Origin of the sequence: Luteolibacter rhizosphaerae (genome assembly GCF_025950095.1) — a bacterium.
GTDB lineage: Bacteria > Verrucomicrobiota > Verrucomicrobiia > Verrucomicrobiales > Akkermansiaceae > Haloferula > Haloferula rhizosphaerae.
The window spans coordinates 1-15,936 of the sequence record NZ_JAPDDR010000002.1 but is presented as its reverse complement, the minus strand read 5'-3'; the positions used below and the strand labels follow the sequence as shown (position 1 = coordinate 15,936).

Sequence of the window (15,936 nt, the reverse complement as noted above, 5' to 3'; positions counted from 1 at the left end):
AGCAGACCATTGACACTCACCCTCCCCCGTCCTTCCCTCCCCTCATGAACATCGCGCTGATCTCCGCCTCATGGCACGTCGATCTCCTCGCCGGGGCCAGCGGCTCCTGCAAGAACGCGCTCGCCGGCCACGGCACCGCCGAGTTCACCGTCCCCGGCGCCCTCGAGATCCCGCTCTTCGCCCAGACCCTCGCCCGCAGCGGCAAGTACGATGCCATCATCGCCTTCGGCCTCATCGTCGATGGCGGCATCTACCGACACGAGTTCGTCGCCGATGCCGTCATCTCCGGCATGATGCGCGTCCAGCTCGATACCGGCGTCCCCATCTTCTCCTGCGTGCTCACCCCGCAGCACTTCGACGAAAGCGAGGAGCGCCTCGCCTACTTCCGCGACCACCTCGTCGTCAAAGGCGGCGAAGTCGGCAAGGCCTGCCTGAAAATGCTATCGGCGCTGAATACCATCAGCGCCGATTCGGGACCCTTCTCTACCGGGCCCTTCGCGAAGTCCTGATCACTTCGCCTTCGCTTTCGCCACCAGCTCGCCGATCGTCTTAATGTAGCCCTCGGTGCCGCCTTCCAGCTCGCCCAGGTCGCCGGAGATTTTCTTACCCTCCGCGTCCAGCAGCAGCACCGTCGGGAATCCGCCCATCAGGTACTCCTTCTTCAGCGCCTCGTTCTGCTTCTTCAGCTCGGGGCTCAGCTCCTTCTTCTTCGGCAGATCCACTTCCATCAGGATCACGTTTTTCGCCGCGAATTCCTTGAACTCCGGCTTCTGGAACACCGTCTTCTCCAGCTTGATGCACCAGCCGCACCAGTCGGAGCCGGTGATGTTGATCAGGATCGGCTTGCCCTCTGCCTTCGACTTGGCCTTCGCCGCTTCCCAATCGGTCATCCACCCCTCGCTCCCGGCGAAGGCGAAGGACATGCTGGCGGCGACAACGGCAAGGGAACGGAGAATCGTTTTCATCGCCCATTAGGACGCTCCGAAACCGGCTGATATTCCAAGGAAAAACCCCGCCCGGCACATCGCCGGACGGGGCCGGGCTGCCATGAACAGCACCGCTCTAGAAAACGTTCAGTCGAGCTCCTTCTTTTCCAGCTCCGCATCCAGATGCGCCAGGAAGGCATCCACCTTCATGAAGCCCGCCGGATTGAAGGTGGAGAACTGCTTCCCTTCCGGAGTCAGCAGCAGCACGGTCGGAAACCCCTCCACCTCGTACTTCTCGCGGATCGGCTCGTTCTTCTTGGCCAGCGCCTCATCGCTCTTCGGGAAATCCAGTTCCACTAGGATGAATTTCTCGGAGGCCTTGTCCGTGAATTCCTTCTTGGACAGCACCGCCTTCTTCACCGCGATGCACGGTGCGCACCAGTCCGATCCCGTGAATTCCACCAACACCGACTTCTTTTCCTTCTTCGCCTGCTCCAGAGCCTTCTCCAGATCAGTGCTCCAGCCTTCCGGCGTCTTGGCAAAGGCGGACCCCACGAGAGCGGAGCCGACGGCGAAAAAGGCGAGGTGCGTGATGGCTTTCATGACTTGCCTATAGGCGTAGCACGGTACCGGATTATTTCAAAATTCTTGGCCGTCAGCACCCGGCCAGCTACCCCATGGTCATGTCCGCCGATCTTCCTGTCCTCGTCATCGCCACCCGCAATGCCCACAAGACGCAGGAGATCCGCGAGATGATCGGCACCCGCTACATGGTGCTTGATGCCAATGATTTCCCCAATCTCCCGAGCGTCGAGGAAACCGGCACCACCTTCCTCGAAAACGCCACCCTCAAGGCCCAGGCCATCAGCCGGGAGGTGACGGGTTTGGTACTCTCGGACGATTCCGGCCTGGAGGTCGATGCCCTTCGCGGAGCTCCCGGCGTCTGGTCCAGCAGCTTCGGCGGCGAGGATGGAAATCACGCCAAGAACAATGCCCGCCTGATGCGCGAGCTGGAGGGACAAACCGAGCGCAGCGCCCGCTTCCGCTGCACCATGGTCCTCGCCGAGAATGGCCAAGTCCTCGCCGATTTCAGCGGCACCGTGGAGGGCCGCATCCTCGATGCCCCTTTCGGAGCCGGCGGTTTCGGTTACGACCCGCTCTTCGCCCCGGAAGGCCACGACCGCAGCTTCGCCGAACTCGGCCCGGAAGTGAAGAACGCCCTCAGCCACCGCGGCCGCACCCTAGCCCAAGTCGTCGCATGGCTGGAATCCGAGGAATAACCCGGAAACTACGCACGATGTTCCCGGGGCACAGGAACGGGCCCGTCCTGGCCATGGGCATCATTTGGACCGCACTCGGTTTGGTCCTTGTAGGAGCGGGGCTCGGGGCGATGTGGAGCGGGATCACCGGCGGTGGCTGGCAGAAGATCCCTTGCATTATCGAACGCTTCGAGATCGCCGCCAAGCCGGACACGGACGCGCACTTCGTTCCCGATCTCGCTTTCCGCTACGAATTCGCGGGCCGGAGCTACACCAGCCATCGCTTGTGGAGAGGGAAGCAGACCAAAGCAAGTTACGGAAGCCTCTCCGAGATCCGCCATACCTTCGCCTCAAACACGAACTCCGAGTGCCACGTCAATCCCCGCAAACCGGAGCAGGCCTGCTTGGTGAAAGAAGATCCCCGGAACATTTGGGGCGGCCTCGCTTTCGCGGTTTTCGCATGCTTCTTCACCGCGATCGGCTTGGCCATGATCTTCGAGAAGCCATCCTTGGTGCGACTCCGGAACCGCGGCTTCGCCAAGGGCGTCATCCCGGTCATCTTCGTCCAGATGTTCGGCACGGCAGGTCTCGGTTTGCTGGTAATGGCCATCGTCGGACGCGAGTCCCTTCCGCTGCTACTGGCACTACCCTGCCTCGCCTTCGGCATGGGCGGTTCTTGGGCATTGCTCAAGCGACACCGTAGGCGCCTGCGCCGCGCCCTCAAAGACCACCAGAGAAACCTCAGGCGAGCCCGCTCCTAAGGCTCTGACATCTCAAGGCTCTTCTTGCCTCTAACTTTTGCGCCTGTCTGCGCTTTCTCGCGGCTCAACAACAAAGTCAGCATTGGAATCCACCTCCCGATTTACAGCGGCGGAGATTTCCCGATCTGCTAGATCCACCCCATGTCCGCACCCACGGAAGACGGAACCCGGAATCACCGCCACGTGCGCTTCGTCGGCATCGGCTTCTGTGCCCTCGTCCTCATCATCTTCGGCCTATCTTTCAAGGAGGCTTGGAGCACCCTCACGGGGCAGTTCTGGCGCAGCACCCCCTGCATCATCGAGCGCTTCGAGATCGTGGCGGATCGCGGGACGACTCCTGCCTTCACTGCCGACCTCCTCTTCCACTACCAGTTCGATGGCATCCGCCACACCGGCACCAGGCTCTGGCCCGCCAAACAGGGCGATCGCGATTACCGCAGCTTGGCCGAAGTTCCGCGAGCCCCTCATCAATGCCGTGGCCAGCACGGCCGTCACCATCCCTCCCGGCACTGCCGCAGTTTGTTTCGTCAATCCCTCCGATCCTTCGCAAGCCGCCCTCGCCCGGCCCCCGGCACCGTGGGCCACCTTGCTCCCCTTCGCCCTTGCCTTCGGCTTCTTCCTCTTCATCGGGGTCTGCCTGCTGATCATCGGGTTTCGCAGGAACTCCGATAGGATCGTCCACTGGCTCATCGAGGCGGTCCTGCTCTTCTTTGCCACTGCGGGTCTGGCTCTCCTTGGCGTCGCTCTCCACTCCTTCCGCGAGTCAGCCAAAACCATCGCTTGGCGGGAGTCGCCCGGCACCGTGATCTGGAGCCGCACCGTCCGCATGGAAGGCAGCCGCAGGCCGCCCACCGTGCCCGATATCTTCTACCGCTATGAAGTCGGCGGTCGCGAGTATCGCTCGAATTGCTACTCGCCCGATCCCTCCGCCTTCACCGGCTCGCAAGCCACTCTGGCCTCAGAGCAGCACCCGCCCGGCAGCCAGCTCACGCTTCTTTACGATCCTGCCGCCCCTTGGCGATCCTTCGTCAAGCAAGGCGACGACATGGAGCTGCTTTTCACCCTTCTGTTAGGCATCGCCTTCCTCGGCTTACCGGTCGGCTGCCTCTTGCTGATCCGGAAACGACGCAGGCTCGCGCAGCGTCCCGCGGTCCCGCACAATCCTGGTCGCCGCCGCTCCATGCGGGATCGCTCCCGCGGACGCTGGTAGCCGACCCGCAGGATTTCCAGCGACACATAACTCTCCCGTCTGCTAGAACCCCACTGTGACAAGATCTGGCACCACGGTTCCGGGCAAGGGCTGCGGATTGATTGGCTTCGGCCTCTTCTGGACGCTCTTCAGCTCGATCTTCCTCATCGTCGGCGTCTGGCAGATCCGGGAGAGCTTCCGCGCCGGCTCATGGCAGCCGGTCCCCTGCACCATCGATCGCTTCGAAATCGTGGATGCCGATGGCGCCGAGGGCGGTTTCCGTGCCGATCTTGCCTATCGCTACGACTACGGTGGCCAGAGCTACACCGGCACCAAGCTCTGGACCGATCAGAAGAGCAGCAAGGCCTATCAGGAACTCGCCGAGATCCGTGAGCCCTTCCTCCAAGGACCGGAGGGCCGCCGCCCCTCTCCTGCCGGTGCCAGCGCGGAGTGTCGGGTGAATCCGGAGAATCCCGCCGAGTCCTACCTCCATCCGCAGGGCAGCCATGGCCAGTTGATCTTCGGTCTGATCTTCTCCGGTGTCGGCGGACTCTTCGTGCTGATCGGCTTGGCCATCCTCTTCAGCAGCCGGAAGGAGCGCGTTGTCTCCTACCCCACCACCACGGAGGCGCCCCCTGCCCTTGGTCTCGTTTTCTTCCTTATCTTCGGCCTTGCGGGTCTCGGCATTTTCGGCGGCCTGATCGTTCCGAAATTCCTGGAGTGGCTCGACATGCGCGGCTGGCAGGAAACCAGCGCGGAGGTTGTCCGCGGCCGTGTCCGGGAAAGCCGTGGTGACGATAGCACCACTTACGCCGTGGACCTGCTCTACCGCTACGAGGTCGGTGGCCACGAGTATCGCTCGAATCGTTATGATCTCATCGGCGGCAGCTCTTCCGGTCGCAAGGGCAAGGTGGAGGTGGTGAATGCCAATCCGCCGGGCACGAAGATTACCGTCTTCGTCGATCCGCAGAACCCTTGGCGCGCGGTGATCAATCGCAATCCCGGCTGGTGGGCTCTCTTCGCGCTCTTCCCCCTCCCCTTCATGGCTGTGGGTCTTGGCGGGCTCATCTGGTGTTTCCGGAAGGGTAGGAAACCCGCGGTCCGCTCGGAGGCGCGCCCGGGCCTTGCCGTGCGAGAGATCGGGAATCCCGCCATGGTCGCGGGCGAGTGGACCCGTTTCCGCACGGTGCCTCTCGCGGGCTTCATCTTCATCCTGATCTTCACGCTCTTCTGGAACGGCTTCATCACCTTCGGCTTCTTCGATACCAAGGGCAGCTTCTTCACCCTCTTCCTCATCCCCTTCATCCTCGTCGGCCTCGGGATGATCGCGCTCACCATCTACATGTTCATCGCCCTCTTCGGCCCGGTCTATGAACTCCAGATGAACGAAGCCGAACTCGCACGCGGCAGCAGCCACACCCTGCGCTGGCGGCGCGGCGGAGGCCGCGGCCAGCCGGCATCCTTCTGCCTGCTCCTCGTCGGGCGGGAGGAGGCCACCTACCGCAATGGCACCAACACCTCGACCGCGAAGCTCGTCTTCCACGAACAGGTCATCTTCGAGACCCGCACCCCGCAGGCGATGGACACCGGCCACGCCACTATCCTCATCCCGGCCGATGCCGTGCCCAGCTTCGCTGGCAGCCACAATCGGATCAGGTGGTTCCTCTGCCTGCGCGCGGAGATTCCCCGCCTGCCCGATGTGAAGGCGGAGCGTGAGATCACCGTAAGCTTCCCGAGAAAGGAGGAACTGCCATGAACTCGATCACTCTCGCCACGCGCGCCTACACTCCCTTTGCCACGGTCAGCGGCTCGGTCCGCTGGCGTCTTGATGAGGCCCCGAAGTCCCTTGAACTCCGCCTCTTCTGGTTCACCCGCGGCCGCGGCACCGAGGAAGCGCAGGCCGTCTCCACCATGGATCTCGGGAAAACCGCCAGTGGCGAACGCGCTTTCTCTTTCGACCTCCCCGGTAACCCGTGGTCCGTCGATGGCCGCTTGATCAGTATCGTCTGGGGCATCGAACTCGTGGACAAGAAAGAGGGCTCGCTGGCCGTGGAGGAGTTCGTCATGGGACCCGGAGGCCAGGCCACCGTGCTCTCCGCCGTCCAGTCGCCCCGCTCGGAAGGCAAGATGGGCAGCGGCCTCAAGAAATATTTCGGCATGAACCGATGATCGCTCGCGACAACCCCTTCGCCCCCTCACGGCTGGAGAAGGTCCTCGCCTTCGATCCCGCCCTGATCGGCACGACCTGGGAGAATCTCGATACCCTATGGCTGCAACACGGCCAGCGCGCCGCCATCACCGGCCACAAGGGCTCGGGGAAGACCTCGCTGCTCCAAGCGTGGGGCCTGCGCCTCGAAGCCGCCGGACGCCCCACCGCCCGCCTCTTCTTCAACCTCGAGCGCAATCGCCTCGATGCCTCCGACCGCGAGATCCTCCGCACCTGCACCTGCACCGGCAGAATCCTCCTCGTCGATGGTGACTGCCACCTCCCTTGGCTCCAGCGCCGCGAACTCCGCCGTGCCTCCCGGGCCGCCGCAGGCGTCCTCCTCGCCCGCCACCAGCCCGGCCCTTGGCCAGTGCTGATCCGCCTCCAACCGGACCTCCGGCTCGCCGAAACCCTGCTCCGCCGCGCCGCACCGCAATTTGCATCCCACCTCCAAGCCTCTCTCCATCAGAAGCTTGGAAACCACCGCGGCAACCTCCGCGAACTCTGGCTGGACTACTACGCGCAGCTTTCGGAAGCCTAGCCGCCTCTTCTCATTCGGCACCCCTCTGGGGTGCTATCCCCCGGTTTTTGGAGGGAGGAAGAAACATTTTGTAAAAATTTAAGAAATCTTTAAAGTCCGCACCGTGAAACGACTTTTACTCCTGCTCCCGCTGCTGCTCTTGGCCTCCGGCCTGAGCTCCTGCTCGCGCCAAGTGAAGGCCAAACACCCCGTTTCCTACAGCTTCAAGAGCGGCCGTACCGCCATGCTGAAAGACGGTCTCGCCTACGCCCCGAGGAACGCCCCGATGGCCGTGAAGCGCGCCATCGCCGCCGGCAATCGCCTCCAGAACAAGCCCTACAAGTGGGGCGGTGGCCACGCCAAGCACCTCGACAGCGGCTACGATTGCTCCGGCACCGTCTCCTACGTTCTCCGCGAGTCCGGCCTCATGAAGGGCTCCATGCCCAGCAAGGGCTACTTCAGCTACGGCAACAAGGGCGAGGGTGACTGGATCACCGTCTACGTCCGCAATGGCCACGTCTTCATGACCGTCGCCGGCCTGCGCCTCGATACCGGCGGCCCCGGCGGTCGCAGCGGCCCCCGCTGGAAGCCACAGACCCGTGCCGGTGCCGGCCACGTCATGCGCCACCCCTCCGGTCTCTGATTCTCCCGCGAGTCTGATTGGCCACTTCCCGAAACACCCAGCTCGATGGCTGGCGAGCGATCGCCGTCTTCGGCGTGATGTGGCAACACTGGGCCCCCGCCTCATGGCGCGGGCCTTTTCCTTTTGAGATCGGCCTCTACTTCTTCCTCACCTTCAGCGGCTTCCTGATCACCCGCGGCCTCCTTCGCGATCAGGCCAAGGGCGAATCCTCCTCCACCGCTTGGCGCGGCCCCGCCTACAAGGACTTCCTCAGCCGCCGCGCCATCCGCATCCTCCTCCCCGCCTACGTCGCCATGCTCTTCGCCTGGCTCGTCGCCGCGCCGGATATCCGCGCCCACCTGCTCTACTACCTCACCTACACGGTGAATTTCCACATGTCGCGGCTGACGGACTTCCCCTCCGGCACCGCCCACTACTGGACCCTCGCCATCCAAGTGCAGTTCTACCTGCTCTGGCCCCTCCCCATCTACGCCGCTCCGCGCAAGCACATGGCCAAGGTGCTGGTCGCCACCGCCTTGGTCGCTCCGCTTTCCCGCGCGATCCTCGTGAACTTCTTCCCGGAGATCCTCCGCCCCGGCGCCATCACCACAAGCGCCTTCGATTACTTCGGCGCGGGAGCCCTCCTCGCCCTCGCCATCGAGAACGGCATGAAGCCCGGCGACCGCCGCCTCACCATCGCCTCGTGGATCGCTCTCGTCCCCTACTTGGTCCTCTACCACTTCGACCGCATCGGGCATCCCCTCCCGGGCATCCGCCACTTCCAGCAGACCCTCGTCTCGGTCGTCTTCGCCGGCCTCATCTCCGTCACCCTCGCGGGCTTCCGCGGCCCCTTGGGCAAGCTTCTCGATCTCCCCTTCATCCAGCACGTCGGACGCCTCAGCTACGGCTTCTACCTCTTCCACACCCCCATGCCGCTCTTCCTCGGTTTCGTGCTGCCGTGGATCTGGATGTGGAATCTCCCCACCGCCCTGCAGCTCCTCTGCTTCTTCCTCGCCTCATGGGGCGCGGCCTGGCTCTGCTGGCGCTACCTCGAATCGCCTTTGGACCGATTCCGGCCCCAAAAGCGTGCGGCCTAGTCACTTTTTCCGGGCAAACGACAATTCCCTAGCCCCGCCTTTCCGGTCGTGGAGCATTCGCCGCGGCACCCCGTTCCCATGAAAGCGCTCGTCAAAGCCACTGCCGGCCCCGGACTCGAAATGATGGACGTCCCCATGCCCGAAGTCGGGCCCATGGACGTGCTCATCAAGATCAAGAAGACCTCGATCTGCGGCACCGACGTGCACATCTGGAAGTGGGACGCCTGGGCCCAGCGCACCATCCCGGTGCCCATGCACGTGGGCCACGAGTTCTGCGGCGTGGTCGAGTCCGTCGGCTCCGGCGTGACCGATATCGTCCCCGGTGAACTCGTTTCCGGAGAAGGCCACATCGTCTGCGGCCGCTGCCGCAACTGCCTCGCCGGCCGCCGCCACCTCTGCCCGGAAACCTTGGGCGTCGGCGTAAATCGCCCCGGTGCCTTCGCTGAATACCTCTCCATCCCCTACCGCAACGTCTACAAGGTCGATCCCTCGATCCCCGAGGAAGTGATCTCCTGCTTCGACCCCCTCGGCAACGCCGTCCACACCGCACTTTCCTGGGACCTCGTCGCGGAAGACGTCCTCATCACCGGTGCCGGCCCCATCGGCTGCATGGCCGCCGCGGTCTGCCGCTTCGCCGGTGCCCGCCATGTCGTCGTCACCGATGTGAATCCCTGGCGCCTCGAACTCGCCAAGAAGCTCGGCGCCACCCGCACCGTGAACGTCGCGGAAGAGTCCTTGGGCGATGCCATGAAATCCCTCGGCATGAAGGAAGGCTTCGACGTCGGACTCGAAATGTCCGGCCACCCCTCCGGCCTGAATGACATCCTCAACCACACCTCGAACGGCGCGAAGGTTTCCCTCCTCGGCATCTTCCCGGACAAGGTCGCCATCGATTGGGACAAGGTCATCTTCAAGGGCCTCGTCCTGAAAGGCATCTACGGCCGCGAGATGTTCGAGACCTGGTACAAGATGAGCAGCATGATCCGCGCGGGACTCGATATCTCGCCCGTCATCACCCACCGCTTCCCGATCGCCGACTTCAAGAAAGGCTTCGAGACCATGATGTCCGGCCAGTCCGGCAAGGTCGTGCTGGATTGGGAAGCTTGACCGCCGCTCAGTCCGAGTTCGGCCACGTCAGCACGGCAGAGCGGGGGTAGGGACCGAAACCCGGAAATTCCTCGTTTGAGCCCGATCCATCATCGAGCACCCCGACATGGATCCATGCTTCATAGGATTCCCGCAGTTTTGTCCGATCGACTTTAATAACACCATTCGGGCGGTGCTTGCAGAGAATCCCCTCGATGAAAGCGGCATCTTCTTCGTCGATCCCGCTGCTGGCCCCTGAGCCTTGGTGCTTGACGCCGGTGAAGTAGGCCACCAGCTCATCGGTCGGAGAGATCGGCCAATCATCATTGGAGAGCGGAACGAATATCCCTTCCATCTCCGGCTGCAAGCAGGCATGGCCACCGGCTTGGTTGGAATAGATCACTCCGCTTGGGAAATCGATGATCAAGCCAAGGCCGTCATGATTATAGAGGCGAACTTTGGGCTTCATGGGACCTCACACGCTGTTCCAAAGATAAAGCCCGCGCCCGCTCTCCTTCGCCACCTTCGCCACGCGCACCAGCTCTTCGATCACCGGCCGCAGATCTTCCGGATCGCATTCCAGCTCGTCCGTCTCCGCCCATTCTTCTGCCGCGGATTCGATCGCCGCATCGCCCAGCTTCACGGTCAGCTCCACGAAGCTGTCCGGAAAGCGGAAGATCATCTTCTCCCCCTTCTCGTCCTCCATCACGCTCTCGAAGGCGTCCATGTGACCCTCCTCCCACGGCTTCCCCTCCACGATCGCCCACAGCGTGGAGAACTCGATGTAGGTGAATCCCGTGAGCTCCGCCCGTTCGCTCTCGGGGAACTCCTTGCTCCCGTCATAGGCGAGGGCGTTCTCCGGCGTGGAGACGTAGATATCGGCAAGCACTGACATGCGCCCAGCCTGCCAAGCCGTCCCGCCCGCCTCAACCCGAATCGCGAATCACCACGCGCAACGGAAAAACCCCTGCCCGTATGCACCGGGCAGGGGTTGGCACGAATCCTTGGGGGGCAGGATGATTCTTGTTACTTGGCGGCGGAGGCCTTGAAGGTGCCTTTCAGGAAGGGCTCGCCTACGACGCCCTTGAACTCCTTCAGGATCTTGAACTGGCCGTCCGCACGGGTCTCGCCGATGTAGACGTTCTTCGTCACGTGGTGGTTCTTCTGGCTGGTTACGGTGCCGCCGGGGCCATCGAAGGAAATGCCCTTCTCAAGCTCGGCCACCACCTTGTCCACGTCGAAGGACTTGGCTTGCTCCACGGCCTTCTTCCAGAGGTAGACACCGTCGTAGCTGAGCACCATCGGCGAGCAGGTCACGCGGCCTTCCTTCACGATCCCCGGGGTGTCGGTCTTCTTCAGCCAAGCTTGGAAGCCATCAACGAACTTCTTGTTGGCGGGAGTGCGGATCGATTGGAAGTAGGTCCAGCAGCCGAGCTGACCCACGAGCTGCTTGGCCGGCAGACCGCGGAACTCGTCCTCGGAGATCGAGAAGCTCACCACCGGGCAGGTCTCGGCAGTCAGGCCGGCCGCGGCATACTCCTTGAAGAAAGGCACGTTGGTATCGCCGTTCAGCGTGTTGATCACGCAGGCCCCACCACCGGCGGCGAACTGTTTGATCTCGGAGACGATCTGCTGGTAATCGGTGTGACCGAAGGGAGTATACTTGCCCGCGGAAACGATCTCGTCGCCTTCCTTGCGGAAGCCACCGCCGATGTTCTCCAGCGGCACACCCTTGCTGCGCAGGTACTCCAGCAGCACCAGGTTCGTCGTCTGCGGGTACACGTAGTCGGAGCCCAGCAGGTAGAACTTCTTCTTACCTTCCGCCAGCATGTAGTCCACGGCGGGAGTCGCCTGCTGGTTCACCGCCTCCGCGGTGTACATGATGTTTGGGGACATCTCCTCGCCCTCGTATTGCACCGGGTAGAAGAGCAGGCCCTTCTTCTCTTCAAAGACCGGCAGAACCGACTTGCGGGAAACCGAAGTCCAGCAGCCGAAGGTCACGGCCACCTTGTCTTCTTCCAGCAGTTGCTTGGCCTTCTCGGCGAAGAGCGGCCAGTTCGAGGCACCGTCCACCACCACGGGTTCGATCTTCTTACCCATCACGCCACCGTTGGCGTTGATCTCGTCGAAGGTGTAGAGCAGCACGTCGCGCAGCGAGGTTTCGCTGATCGCCATGGTGCCGCTAAGGGAGTGGAGCACGCCGACCTTCACGGTCTCTTCGGCGCTGGCGGGTGTCGCGGCAAGGGTGGTGGAAAGCGCTGCCAGGGCCAGCAGGCGTTGGAAAGCGGAACGGTTCATAAAATTGGGGACAAAGTTGGGTTAGGTAGCGATTGCTTGGAGATGGTGGGGGGAAAGAAAGGGACCACCGGAGCGGCGAAAAGGCCCGTTCCCGAAGGGGCTTCCGGAACGGACCTCTCCGCAGCAACCGATTGATACCAAGGAAGGGGGAAACGCCTTAGAAGGCGCAGCCGATGCCGATGTTGGCGGTCAGGAAGTCGTTGTCCGGACGGCCTGCATCGGAGTTCGCGACCACGTCGCTGTCGGTGACGTAGTAGGTGAAGCCGCCGTGCACGTTCCACTCGCCGGCGCTATCGCCGAGGAAGGTCAGCGGCAGCGTGGCATTGATGCCGATCGAGCCGTAGCCGAAGCCGCTGTCCGTGCTGGCCGGGTGGAAGTCATCGTCCACGAAGTAGGCGATGTTCAGCGGGAAGGCGATCGAGACCGGACCGGCATCGATGGAGTGCGACACGCCGGCCACCACGATGGTGCCGTTGCTACCGCCGGAGGCACCGGGATCCACGCGATTGTGGATCGTGAGCGAGGGGCTCAGGAAGGTGTCGTAGGCGAACTTGAGGTCCACGATCTGCTCGTTGGCGCTGCCGTAGATCCAGTTCTGATAGAGAGCGGTCACGCTCAGGTCGCCCACCTTGTAGCCGAGGCCGGCCCACACGTCGATTTCCTGCAGCTTGCCGCCGATCGCGGAAGGCACCTTGCCGTTCACATCCCACCAAGTGCCGAGGATCAGCGAGAAGTTCGCAGGCAGACCCCAGGTCAGCTCGATCGCCGGGTTGAAGGTCGGGCCTTCCAGGTCGTTGCCGTCGCCCCACACGTCGAAGCCGTAGGAAACGAAGTGCGAATTCACATCCAAGCTCAGGGTGCCGGAGAAGTTGCTCTCTTCCTCGGTGATCGTCGGAGCCGGTGCCGTCGTGGTAGTCACGGGATCTCCGGCGAGGGAGACGGCGGTTCCGAGAATGCTCGCCACGAGGGCGGTCTTGAGGATGGAGGCTTTCACAGGTGTCTTCATGGTTGTCGGTATGGTTCTGACGGGAGGCTTGCCCGCAGAAGGGCACCGAGCATTCGGATGGCCAAGGGTTTGACCCATGGCCCGTGTATGACAGGAAACCGAATCCCACCTAACAGCCCTCTCCATGATGTGCATTCATGGATATCCAGAAATAGACATCATTTGGCATGTACCGTGCCTAAAAATGAATTCTGATTCAAACGAGTCCTTTGCTGATTCCACCCGCAAAACCCCCGGAATCGGTCAACCCCTCACAAATTCAATCGGCCCAATCTTGGCACGGCCCGTCCAGCCGCCTCATGGAGCACTCGCCGCAGCACGCCCAAGAGCTCCCTCGCTGCCAGACTATCCGCACACACCGCCCGGATCACCGCCACTCCTTCCTCCAGCGGACCATGGCCTAGGTAAACCTTCTCACCATTCAACTCATCCAAGCGCTCTCCCGGCCAAGCCGTTCCCAGGATGCCCGAGGTATAGACCGTGAGATAGTGCGACTCCGGAAAGCGCTGCTTCAAGGCCGCCAAACTCTGGGTCGCGGGATCCAGCGTATAGCGCTCTCGCGCCAGCAATCGCTCGCCCACCCGCAGATCCAGCTCCCAACGCAGGCTCTCATACTCGAACACCTCACCCCGCGCCACCCGCCCGGGCGCGATCCACTCGAAGAACAAAAGCCCTGCTCCCGGCGCGAGATCGATACTCGTCCGCTGGTGATACTTCGCACCCGCCTGCGGGATGAAGGGCTCCGGAATCCATTCCAAGAAAGCACCTTCTTCCACCGTCAGTTGCTGCGAACAAATCGCCGCTTCGCTACCCCGCGCCCGATAGACCCGCGAGGCTCCCGGCGTGCTCAGCACCACCGAGCTCCCGGCCCCGGCTTCCACCCGCAGGTCCAGCCGGTCCCCGTCGAAGAATCCTGCCGTGGGATTCACCAGATGCACCACCAGCGCACCGGACTCCTGGTGCGGCTTGCTCAGGTGAATCGGCGCCCGGAAGGACTGCCGCGAAATGTAAGTCGTGCCATCCGCTCTGCGCTCGCAACGCAGGTCGAGATGCCCGCGGATAGCCATGCCGGAAACTCCTTCGCTGCGCGGTTCCGGGTTCATCTTAGGCAGGGACCTTTCTCCGAAAAGTCAGGCGGGGAATGGCATGAACAAAGGATGCGATGCGGACTTGCCGGTCTGGCTACCAGCAGCCGGACCGTTCGCATCTGTCACGCATCATACAGGTTCAAAGGATTAGTCGAATTCAAAGACAGCATATGAAGGATCTCCGATGGAAATCTCTTCTTACGAGGCCAACACCTCCTCATCCGTGCAATCCGTCACATCCGTATAATCCGTGATCAATTCGCCCGAAGCCTCAGGTGAATTGCTCTTCAAGAACAAGTCCTTGGCGGCTTCAAGCCAGCAGCGCGGCCAGACGCTTGCAGACCTCTTCCACGTTCGCACGCGAGTTGAAGGCCGAAATACGGAACCAACCCTCGCCTGCCGCACCGAAACCCGCGCCCGGGGTGATCACCACCTGCGCTTCGTTCAGCATCTTGTCGAACATGTCCCAAGAGCCGAGACCCGCCGGGCAGCCGACCCAGACATAGGGAGCATTCTCACCGCCGAAGACCGGCAGCCCCGCCGCCTTCACGGCTTCGATCAGCAGCTTGGCATTGCCCATGTAGTGCTCGATCAGCGCCTTCACCTCGGCCTTGCCCTGCTCGGAGAAGACCGCCGCGGCACCCTTCTGCACCGGGTAGCTGGCCCCGTTGAACTTCGTGCTGTGGCGGCGGCTCCAGAGCTGGTGCAGCGGCACGCGATTGCCTTGGTCGTCTTTGCCCGTGACCGTCTTCGGGATCACGATGTAGGCGCAGCGCACGCCGGTGAAGCCACCGTTCTTGGAGAAGGAGCGGAACTCGATCGCCACGTCCTTCGCTCCTTCAATCTCGAAGATCGACTTCGGAATCGAAGCGTCCTGCACGAAAGCCTGATAGGCCGCATCGAAGAAGATGATCGTGTCGTTCTCCTTCGCATACTTCACCCAGGCCTCGAGCTGCGCGCGGGTCGCCACGGCACCGGTCGGATTATTCGGGAAGCAGAGGTAGACCAGATCCACGCGCTCCTTCGGCAGATCCGCCACGAAGCCGTTCTCGGCATTGCAGGGCAGATACACCAGACCGGCATAGGCACCCTTCTCGTCGGAATCACCGGTGTTGCCGGCCATCACGTTGGTGTCCACATACACCGGATAAACCGGATCCGTGATCGCGATCACGTTGCCCTTGCCAAAGATGTCCAGGATGTTGCCCGTGTCGCACTTCGAGCCATCCGAGATGAAGACCTCGTCCGCGGAAATGCCCAAGCCGGCGAACTCGTTGTCCACGATCGCCTGGCGTAGGAACTCGTAACCCTGCTCCGGACCGTAGCCCTTGAAGGTCTCGCGCACGCCCATCTCATCAATCGCCTCGTGCATCGCGGCGCGTACTGCTCCCGGCAGCGGCTCCGTCACATCGCCGATGCCGCAGCGGATGATCCGCGACGCCTTGTCCGGATTCGCATCCGAGAATGCTTTCACCCGTCGTGCGATTTCGGGGAACAGATAACCGGCTTTGAGCTTCAGGAAGTTCGAGTTGATCGAGGCCATTTCGCCGCGAGGTGTAGATCCCCCCCGCCATCGGAGCAAGGCCAAGCTCACCTCCAAAGTCCCAAAGAAGCGACAAGGAGACAGCCCAAGGCAAGAAGCATCGCGACGCAACCCTTGGTCACATCGCAAGGACATCGGTGCCCTGCAGAGCGCGAGGAGCTCGCAGGTTCCACCACCACCACGTCCGACGCCCCTCAAAAGCCCCTTTGGGCATGCGCGTCAGGTTAAGCCTTCGGCTTTTTCAGCACCGACTTCGCCGGTTTGACCCGTCTCAACACGAACGTGTTCCGGTCCTCCAGTACCCATTCCAGTTCTTCTCCTTTCTCAATCCCCGC

The 15,936-nt window shown here is 62.5% G+C and carries 19 protein-coding genes; 11 read left to right on the top strand and 8 right to left on the bottom strand.

Annotated features, from left to right (window positions below; genetic code table 11):
* Positions 1–44 precede the first annotated feature (44 nt).
* Entirely contained in the window at positions 45–509 is a 465-nt protein-coding gene (locus tag OJ996_RS03080; RefSeq protein WP_264511040.1) for a 6,7-dimethyl-8-ribityllumazine synthase, read from the top strand.
* Here the strand turns inward: OJ996_RS03080 and OJ996_RS03075 are convergent, their stop codons facing one another.
* The gene (locus tag OJ996_RS03075) at positions 510–965 is read right to left on the bottom strand and encodes a thioredoxin family protein (RefSeq protein WP_264511038.1); all 456 of its coding nucleotides are present in this window, start codon (positions 963–965) and stop codon (positions 510–512) included.
* Between the two features lie 108 nt (positions 966–1,073).
* The gene (locus OJ996_RS03070) at positions 1,074–1,529 is read right to left on the bottom strand and encodes a thioredoxin family protein (protein ID WP_264511036.1); all 456 of its coding nucleotides are present in this window, start codon (positions 1,527–1,529) and stop codon (positions 1,074–1,076) included.
* 80 nt (positions 1,530–1,609) lie between these two features.
* On the opposite strand from OJ996_RS03070, the gene rdgB reads away from it, so the two are divergent.
* The 10 genes from rdgB (at position 1,610) to tdh (ending at position 9,687) form a co-directional block, all read left to right on the top strand.
* Complete coding sequence (rdgB, locus tag OJ996_RS03065; protein ID WP_264511033.1) at positions 1,610–2,206, top strand: RdgB/HAM1 family non-canonical purine NTP pyrophosphatase; 597 nt, start codon at positions 1,610–1,612, stop codon at positions 2,204–2,206.
* Between the two features lie 53 nt (positions 2,207–2,259).
* Positions 2,260–2,946 (top strand): DUF3592 domain-containing protein, encoded by a 687-nt coding sequence (locus OJ996_RS03060; RefSeq protein WP_264511031.1) that lies wholly within the window; start codon positions 2,260–2,262, stop codon positions 2,944–2,946.
* 141 nt (positions 2,947–3,087) lie between these two features.
* Positions 3,088–3,618: a hypothetical protein gene (locus OJ996_RS03055; RefSeq protein ID WP_264511030.1), complete on the top strand. Its 531-nt coding sequence runs from the start codon at positions 3,088–3,090 to the stop codon at positions 3,616–3,618.
* Positions 3,533–4,156, top strand: coding sequence for a DUF3592 domain-containing protein (locus tag OJ996_RS03050; RefSeq protein WP_264511028.1), 624 nt, complete (start codon positions 3,533–3,535; stop codon positions 4,154–4,156). The genes OJ996_RS03055 and OJ996_RS03050 overlap by 86 nt, the downstream gene beginning before the upstream one ends.
* Before the next feature lie 55 nt (positions 4,157–4,211).
* Positions 4,212–5,891 (top strand): DUF3592 domain-containing protein, encoded by a 1,680-nt coding sequence (locus OJ996_RS03045; protein ID WP_264511026.1) that lies wholly within the window; start codon positions 4,212–4,214, stop codon positions 5,889–5,891.
* Complete coding sequence (locus OJ996_RS03040) at positions 5,888–6,304, top strand: hypothetical protein (RefSeq protein WP_264511024.1); 417 nt, start codon at positions 5,888–5,890, stop codon at positions 6,302–6,304. The genes OJ996_RS03045 and OJ996_RS03040 overlap by 4 nt, the downstream gene beginning before the upstream one ends.
* On the top strand, positions 6,301–6,882 hold the full coding sequence (locus OJ996_RS03035; RefSeq protein WP_264511022.1) for a hypothetical protein: 582 nt from the start codon (positions 6,301–6,303) through the stop codon (positions 6,880–6,882). The genes OJ996_RS03040 and OJ996_RS03035 overlap by 4 nt, the downstream gene beginning before the upstream one ends.
* A gap of 103 nt (positions 6,883–6,985) precedes the next feature.
* The gene (locus tag OJ996_RS03030; protein ID WP_264511020.1) at positions 6,986–7,504 is read left to right on the top strand and encodes an NlpC/P60 family protein; all 519 of its coding nucleotides are present in this window, start codon (positions 6,986–6,988) and stop codon (positions 7,502–7,504) included.
* Positions 7,505–7,521: 17 nt separating this feature from the next.
* A complete protein-coding gene (locus OJ996_RS03025) occupies positions 7,522–8,580 on the top strand; it encodes an acyltransferase family protein (protein WP_264511017.1) in 1,059 nt (352 codons plus the stop codon).
* A gap of 78 nt (positions 8,581–8,658) precedes the next feature.
* Complete coding sequence (tdh, locus tag OJ996_RS03020; protein ID WP_264511015.1) at positions 8,659–9,687, top strand: L-threonine 3-dehydrogenase; 1,029 nt, start codon at positions 8,659–8,661, stop codon at positions 9,685–9,687.
* Between the two features lie 7 nt (positions 9,688–9,694).
* On the opposite strand, the gene OJ996_RS03015 is transcribed toward tdh, so the two are convergent.
* From OJ996_RS03015 to OJ996_RS02990, 6 genes are all read right to left on the bottom strand, one after another.
* Positions 9,695–10,135, bottom strand: coding sequence for a DUF6210 family protein (locus OJ996_RS03015; protein WP_264511012.1), 441 nt, complete (start codon positions 10,133–10,135; stop codon positions 9,695–9,697).
* 6 nt (positions 10,136–10,141) lie between these two features.
* Positions 10,142–10,561 carry a hypothetical protein gene (locus tag OJ996_RS03010; protein WP_264511010.1) on the bottom strand — a complete coding sequence of 140 codons (420 nt, stop codon included), beginning with the start codon at positions 10,559–10,561 and terminating at the stop codon, positions 10,142–10,144.
* Positions 10,562–10,692: 131 nt separating this feature from the next.
* Positions 10,693–11,964, bottom strand: a complete 1,272-nt coding sequence (gene urtA / locus OJ996_RS03005; RefSeq protein ID WP_264511008.1) for an urea ABC transporter substrate-binding protein — start codon at positions 11,962–11,964, stop codon at positions 10,693–10,695.
* 157 nt (positions 11,965–12,121) lie between these two features.
* On the bottom strand, positions 12,122–12,970 hold the full coding sequence (locus tag OJ996_RS03000) for a hypothetical protein (RefSeq protein ID WP_264511006.1): 849 nt from the start codon (positions 12,968–12,970) through the stop codon (positions 12,122–12,124).
* A 251-nt stretch (positions 12,971–13,221) separates the two neighbouring features.
* A complete protein-coding gene (locus tag OJ996_RS02995) occupies positions 13,222–14,073 on the bottom strand; it encodes an urease accessory protein UreD (protein WP_264511004.1) in 852 nt (283 codons plus the stop codon).
* Between the two features lie 295 nt (positions 14,074–14,368).
* Positions 14,369–15,601, bottom strand: coding sequence for an LL-diaminopimelate aminotransferase (locus tag OJ996_RS02990; RefSeq protein ID WP_264511002.1), 1,233 nt, complete (start codon positions 15,599–15,601; stop codon positions 14,369–14,371).
* Positions 15,602–15,936 lie beyond the last annotated feature (335 nt).

Excerpts from the sequence above, each read along its gene's own strand:
- OJ996_RS02995 (WP_264511004.1), bottom strand. The coding sequence starts at position 14,073 with ATGAACCCGGAACCGCGCAGCGAAGGAGTTTCCGGCATGGCTATCCGC.
- OJ996_RS02990 (WP_264511002.1), bottom strand. The coding sequence starts at position 15,601 with ATGGCCTCGATCAACTCGAACTTCCTGAAGCTCAAAGCCGGTTATCTG.
- rdgB (WP_264511033.1), top strand. The coding sequence starts at position 1,610 with ATGTCCGCCGATCTTCCTGTCCTCGTCATCGCCACCCGCAATGCCCAC.
- OJ996_RS03080 (WP_264511040.1), top strand. The coding sequence starts at position 45 with ATGAACATCGCGCTGATCTCCGCCTCATGGCACGTCGATCTCCTCGCC.
- OJ996_RS03070 (WP_264511036.1), bottom strand. The coding sequence starts at position 1,529 with ATGAAAGCCATCACGCACCTCGCCTTTTTCGCCGTCGGCTCCGCTCTC.
- OJ996_RS03000 (WP_264511006.1), bottom strand. The coding sequence starts at position 12,970 with ATGAAGACACCTGTGAAAGCCTCCATCCTCAAGACCGCCCTCGTGGCG.
- urtA (WP_264511008.1), bottom strand. The coding sequence starts at position 11,964 with ATGAACCGTTCCGCTTTCCAACGCCTGCTGGCCCTGGCAGCGCTTTCC.
- OJ996_RS03040 (WP_264511024.1), top strand. The coding sequence starts at position 5,888 with ATGAACTCGATCACTCTCGCCACGCGCGCCTACACTCCCTTTGCCACG.
- OJ996_RS03015 (WP_264511012.1), bottom strand. The coding sequence starts at position 10,135 with ATGAAGCCCAAAGTTCGCCTCTATAATCATGACGGCCTTGGCTTGATC.
- OJ996_RS03075 (WP_264511038.1), bottom strand. The coding sequence starts at position 965 with ATGAAAACGATTCTCCGTTCCCTTGCCGTTGTCGCCGCCAGCATGTCC.
- tdh (WP_264511015.1), top strand. The coding sequence starts at position 8,659 with ATGAAAGCGCTCGTCAAAGCCACTGCCGGCCCCGGACTCGAAATGATG.
- OJ996_RS03060 (WP_264511031.1), top strand. The coding sequence starts at position 2,260 with ATGGGCATCATTTGGACCGCACTCGGTTTGGTCCTTGTAGGAGCGGGG.
- OJ996_RS03010 (WP_264511010.1), bottom strand. The coding sequence starts at position 10,561 with ATGTCAGTGCTTGCCGATATCTACGTCTCCACGCCGGAGAACGCCCTC.
- OJ996_RS03035 (WP_264511022.1), top strand. The coding sequence starts at position 6,301 with ATGATCGCTCGCGACAACCCCTTCGCCCCCTCACGGCTGGAGAAGGTC.
- OJ996_RS03055 (WP_264511030.1), top strand. The coding sequence starts at position 3,088 with ATGTCCGCACCCACGGAAGACGGAACCCGGAATCACCGCCACGTGCGC.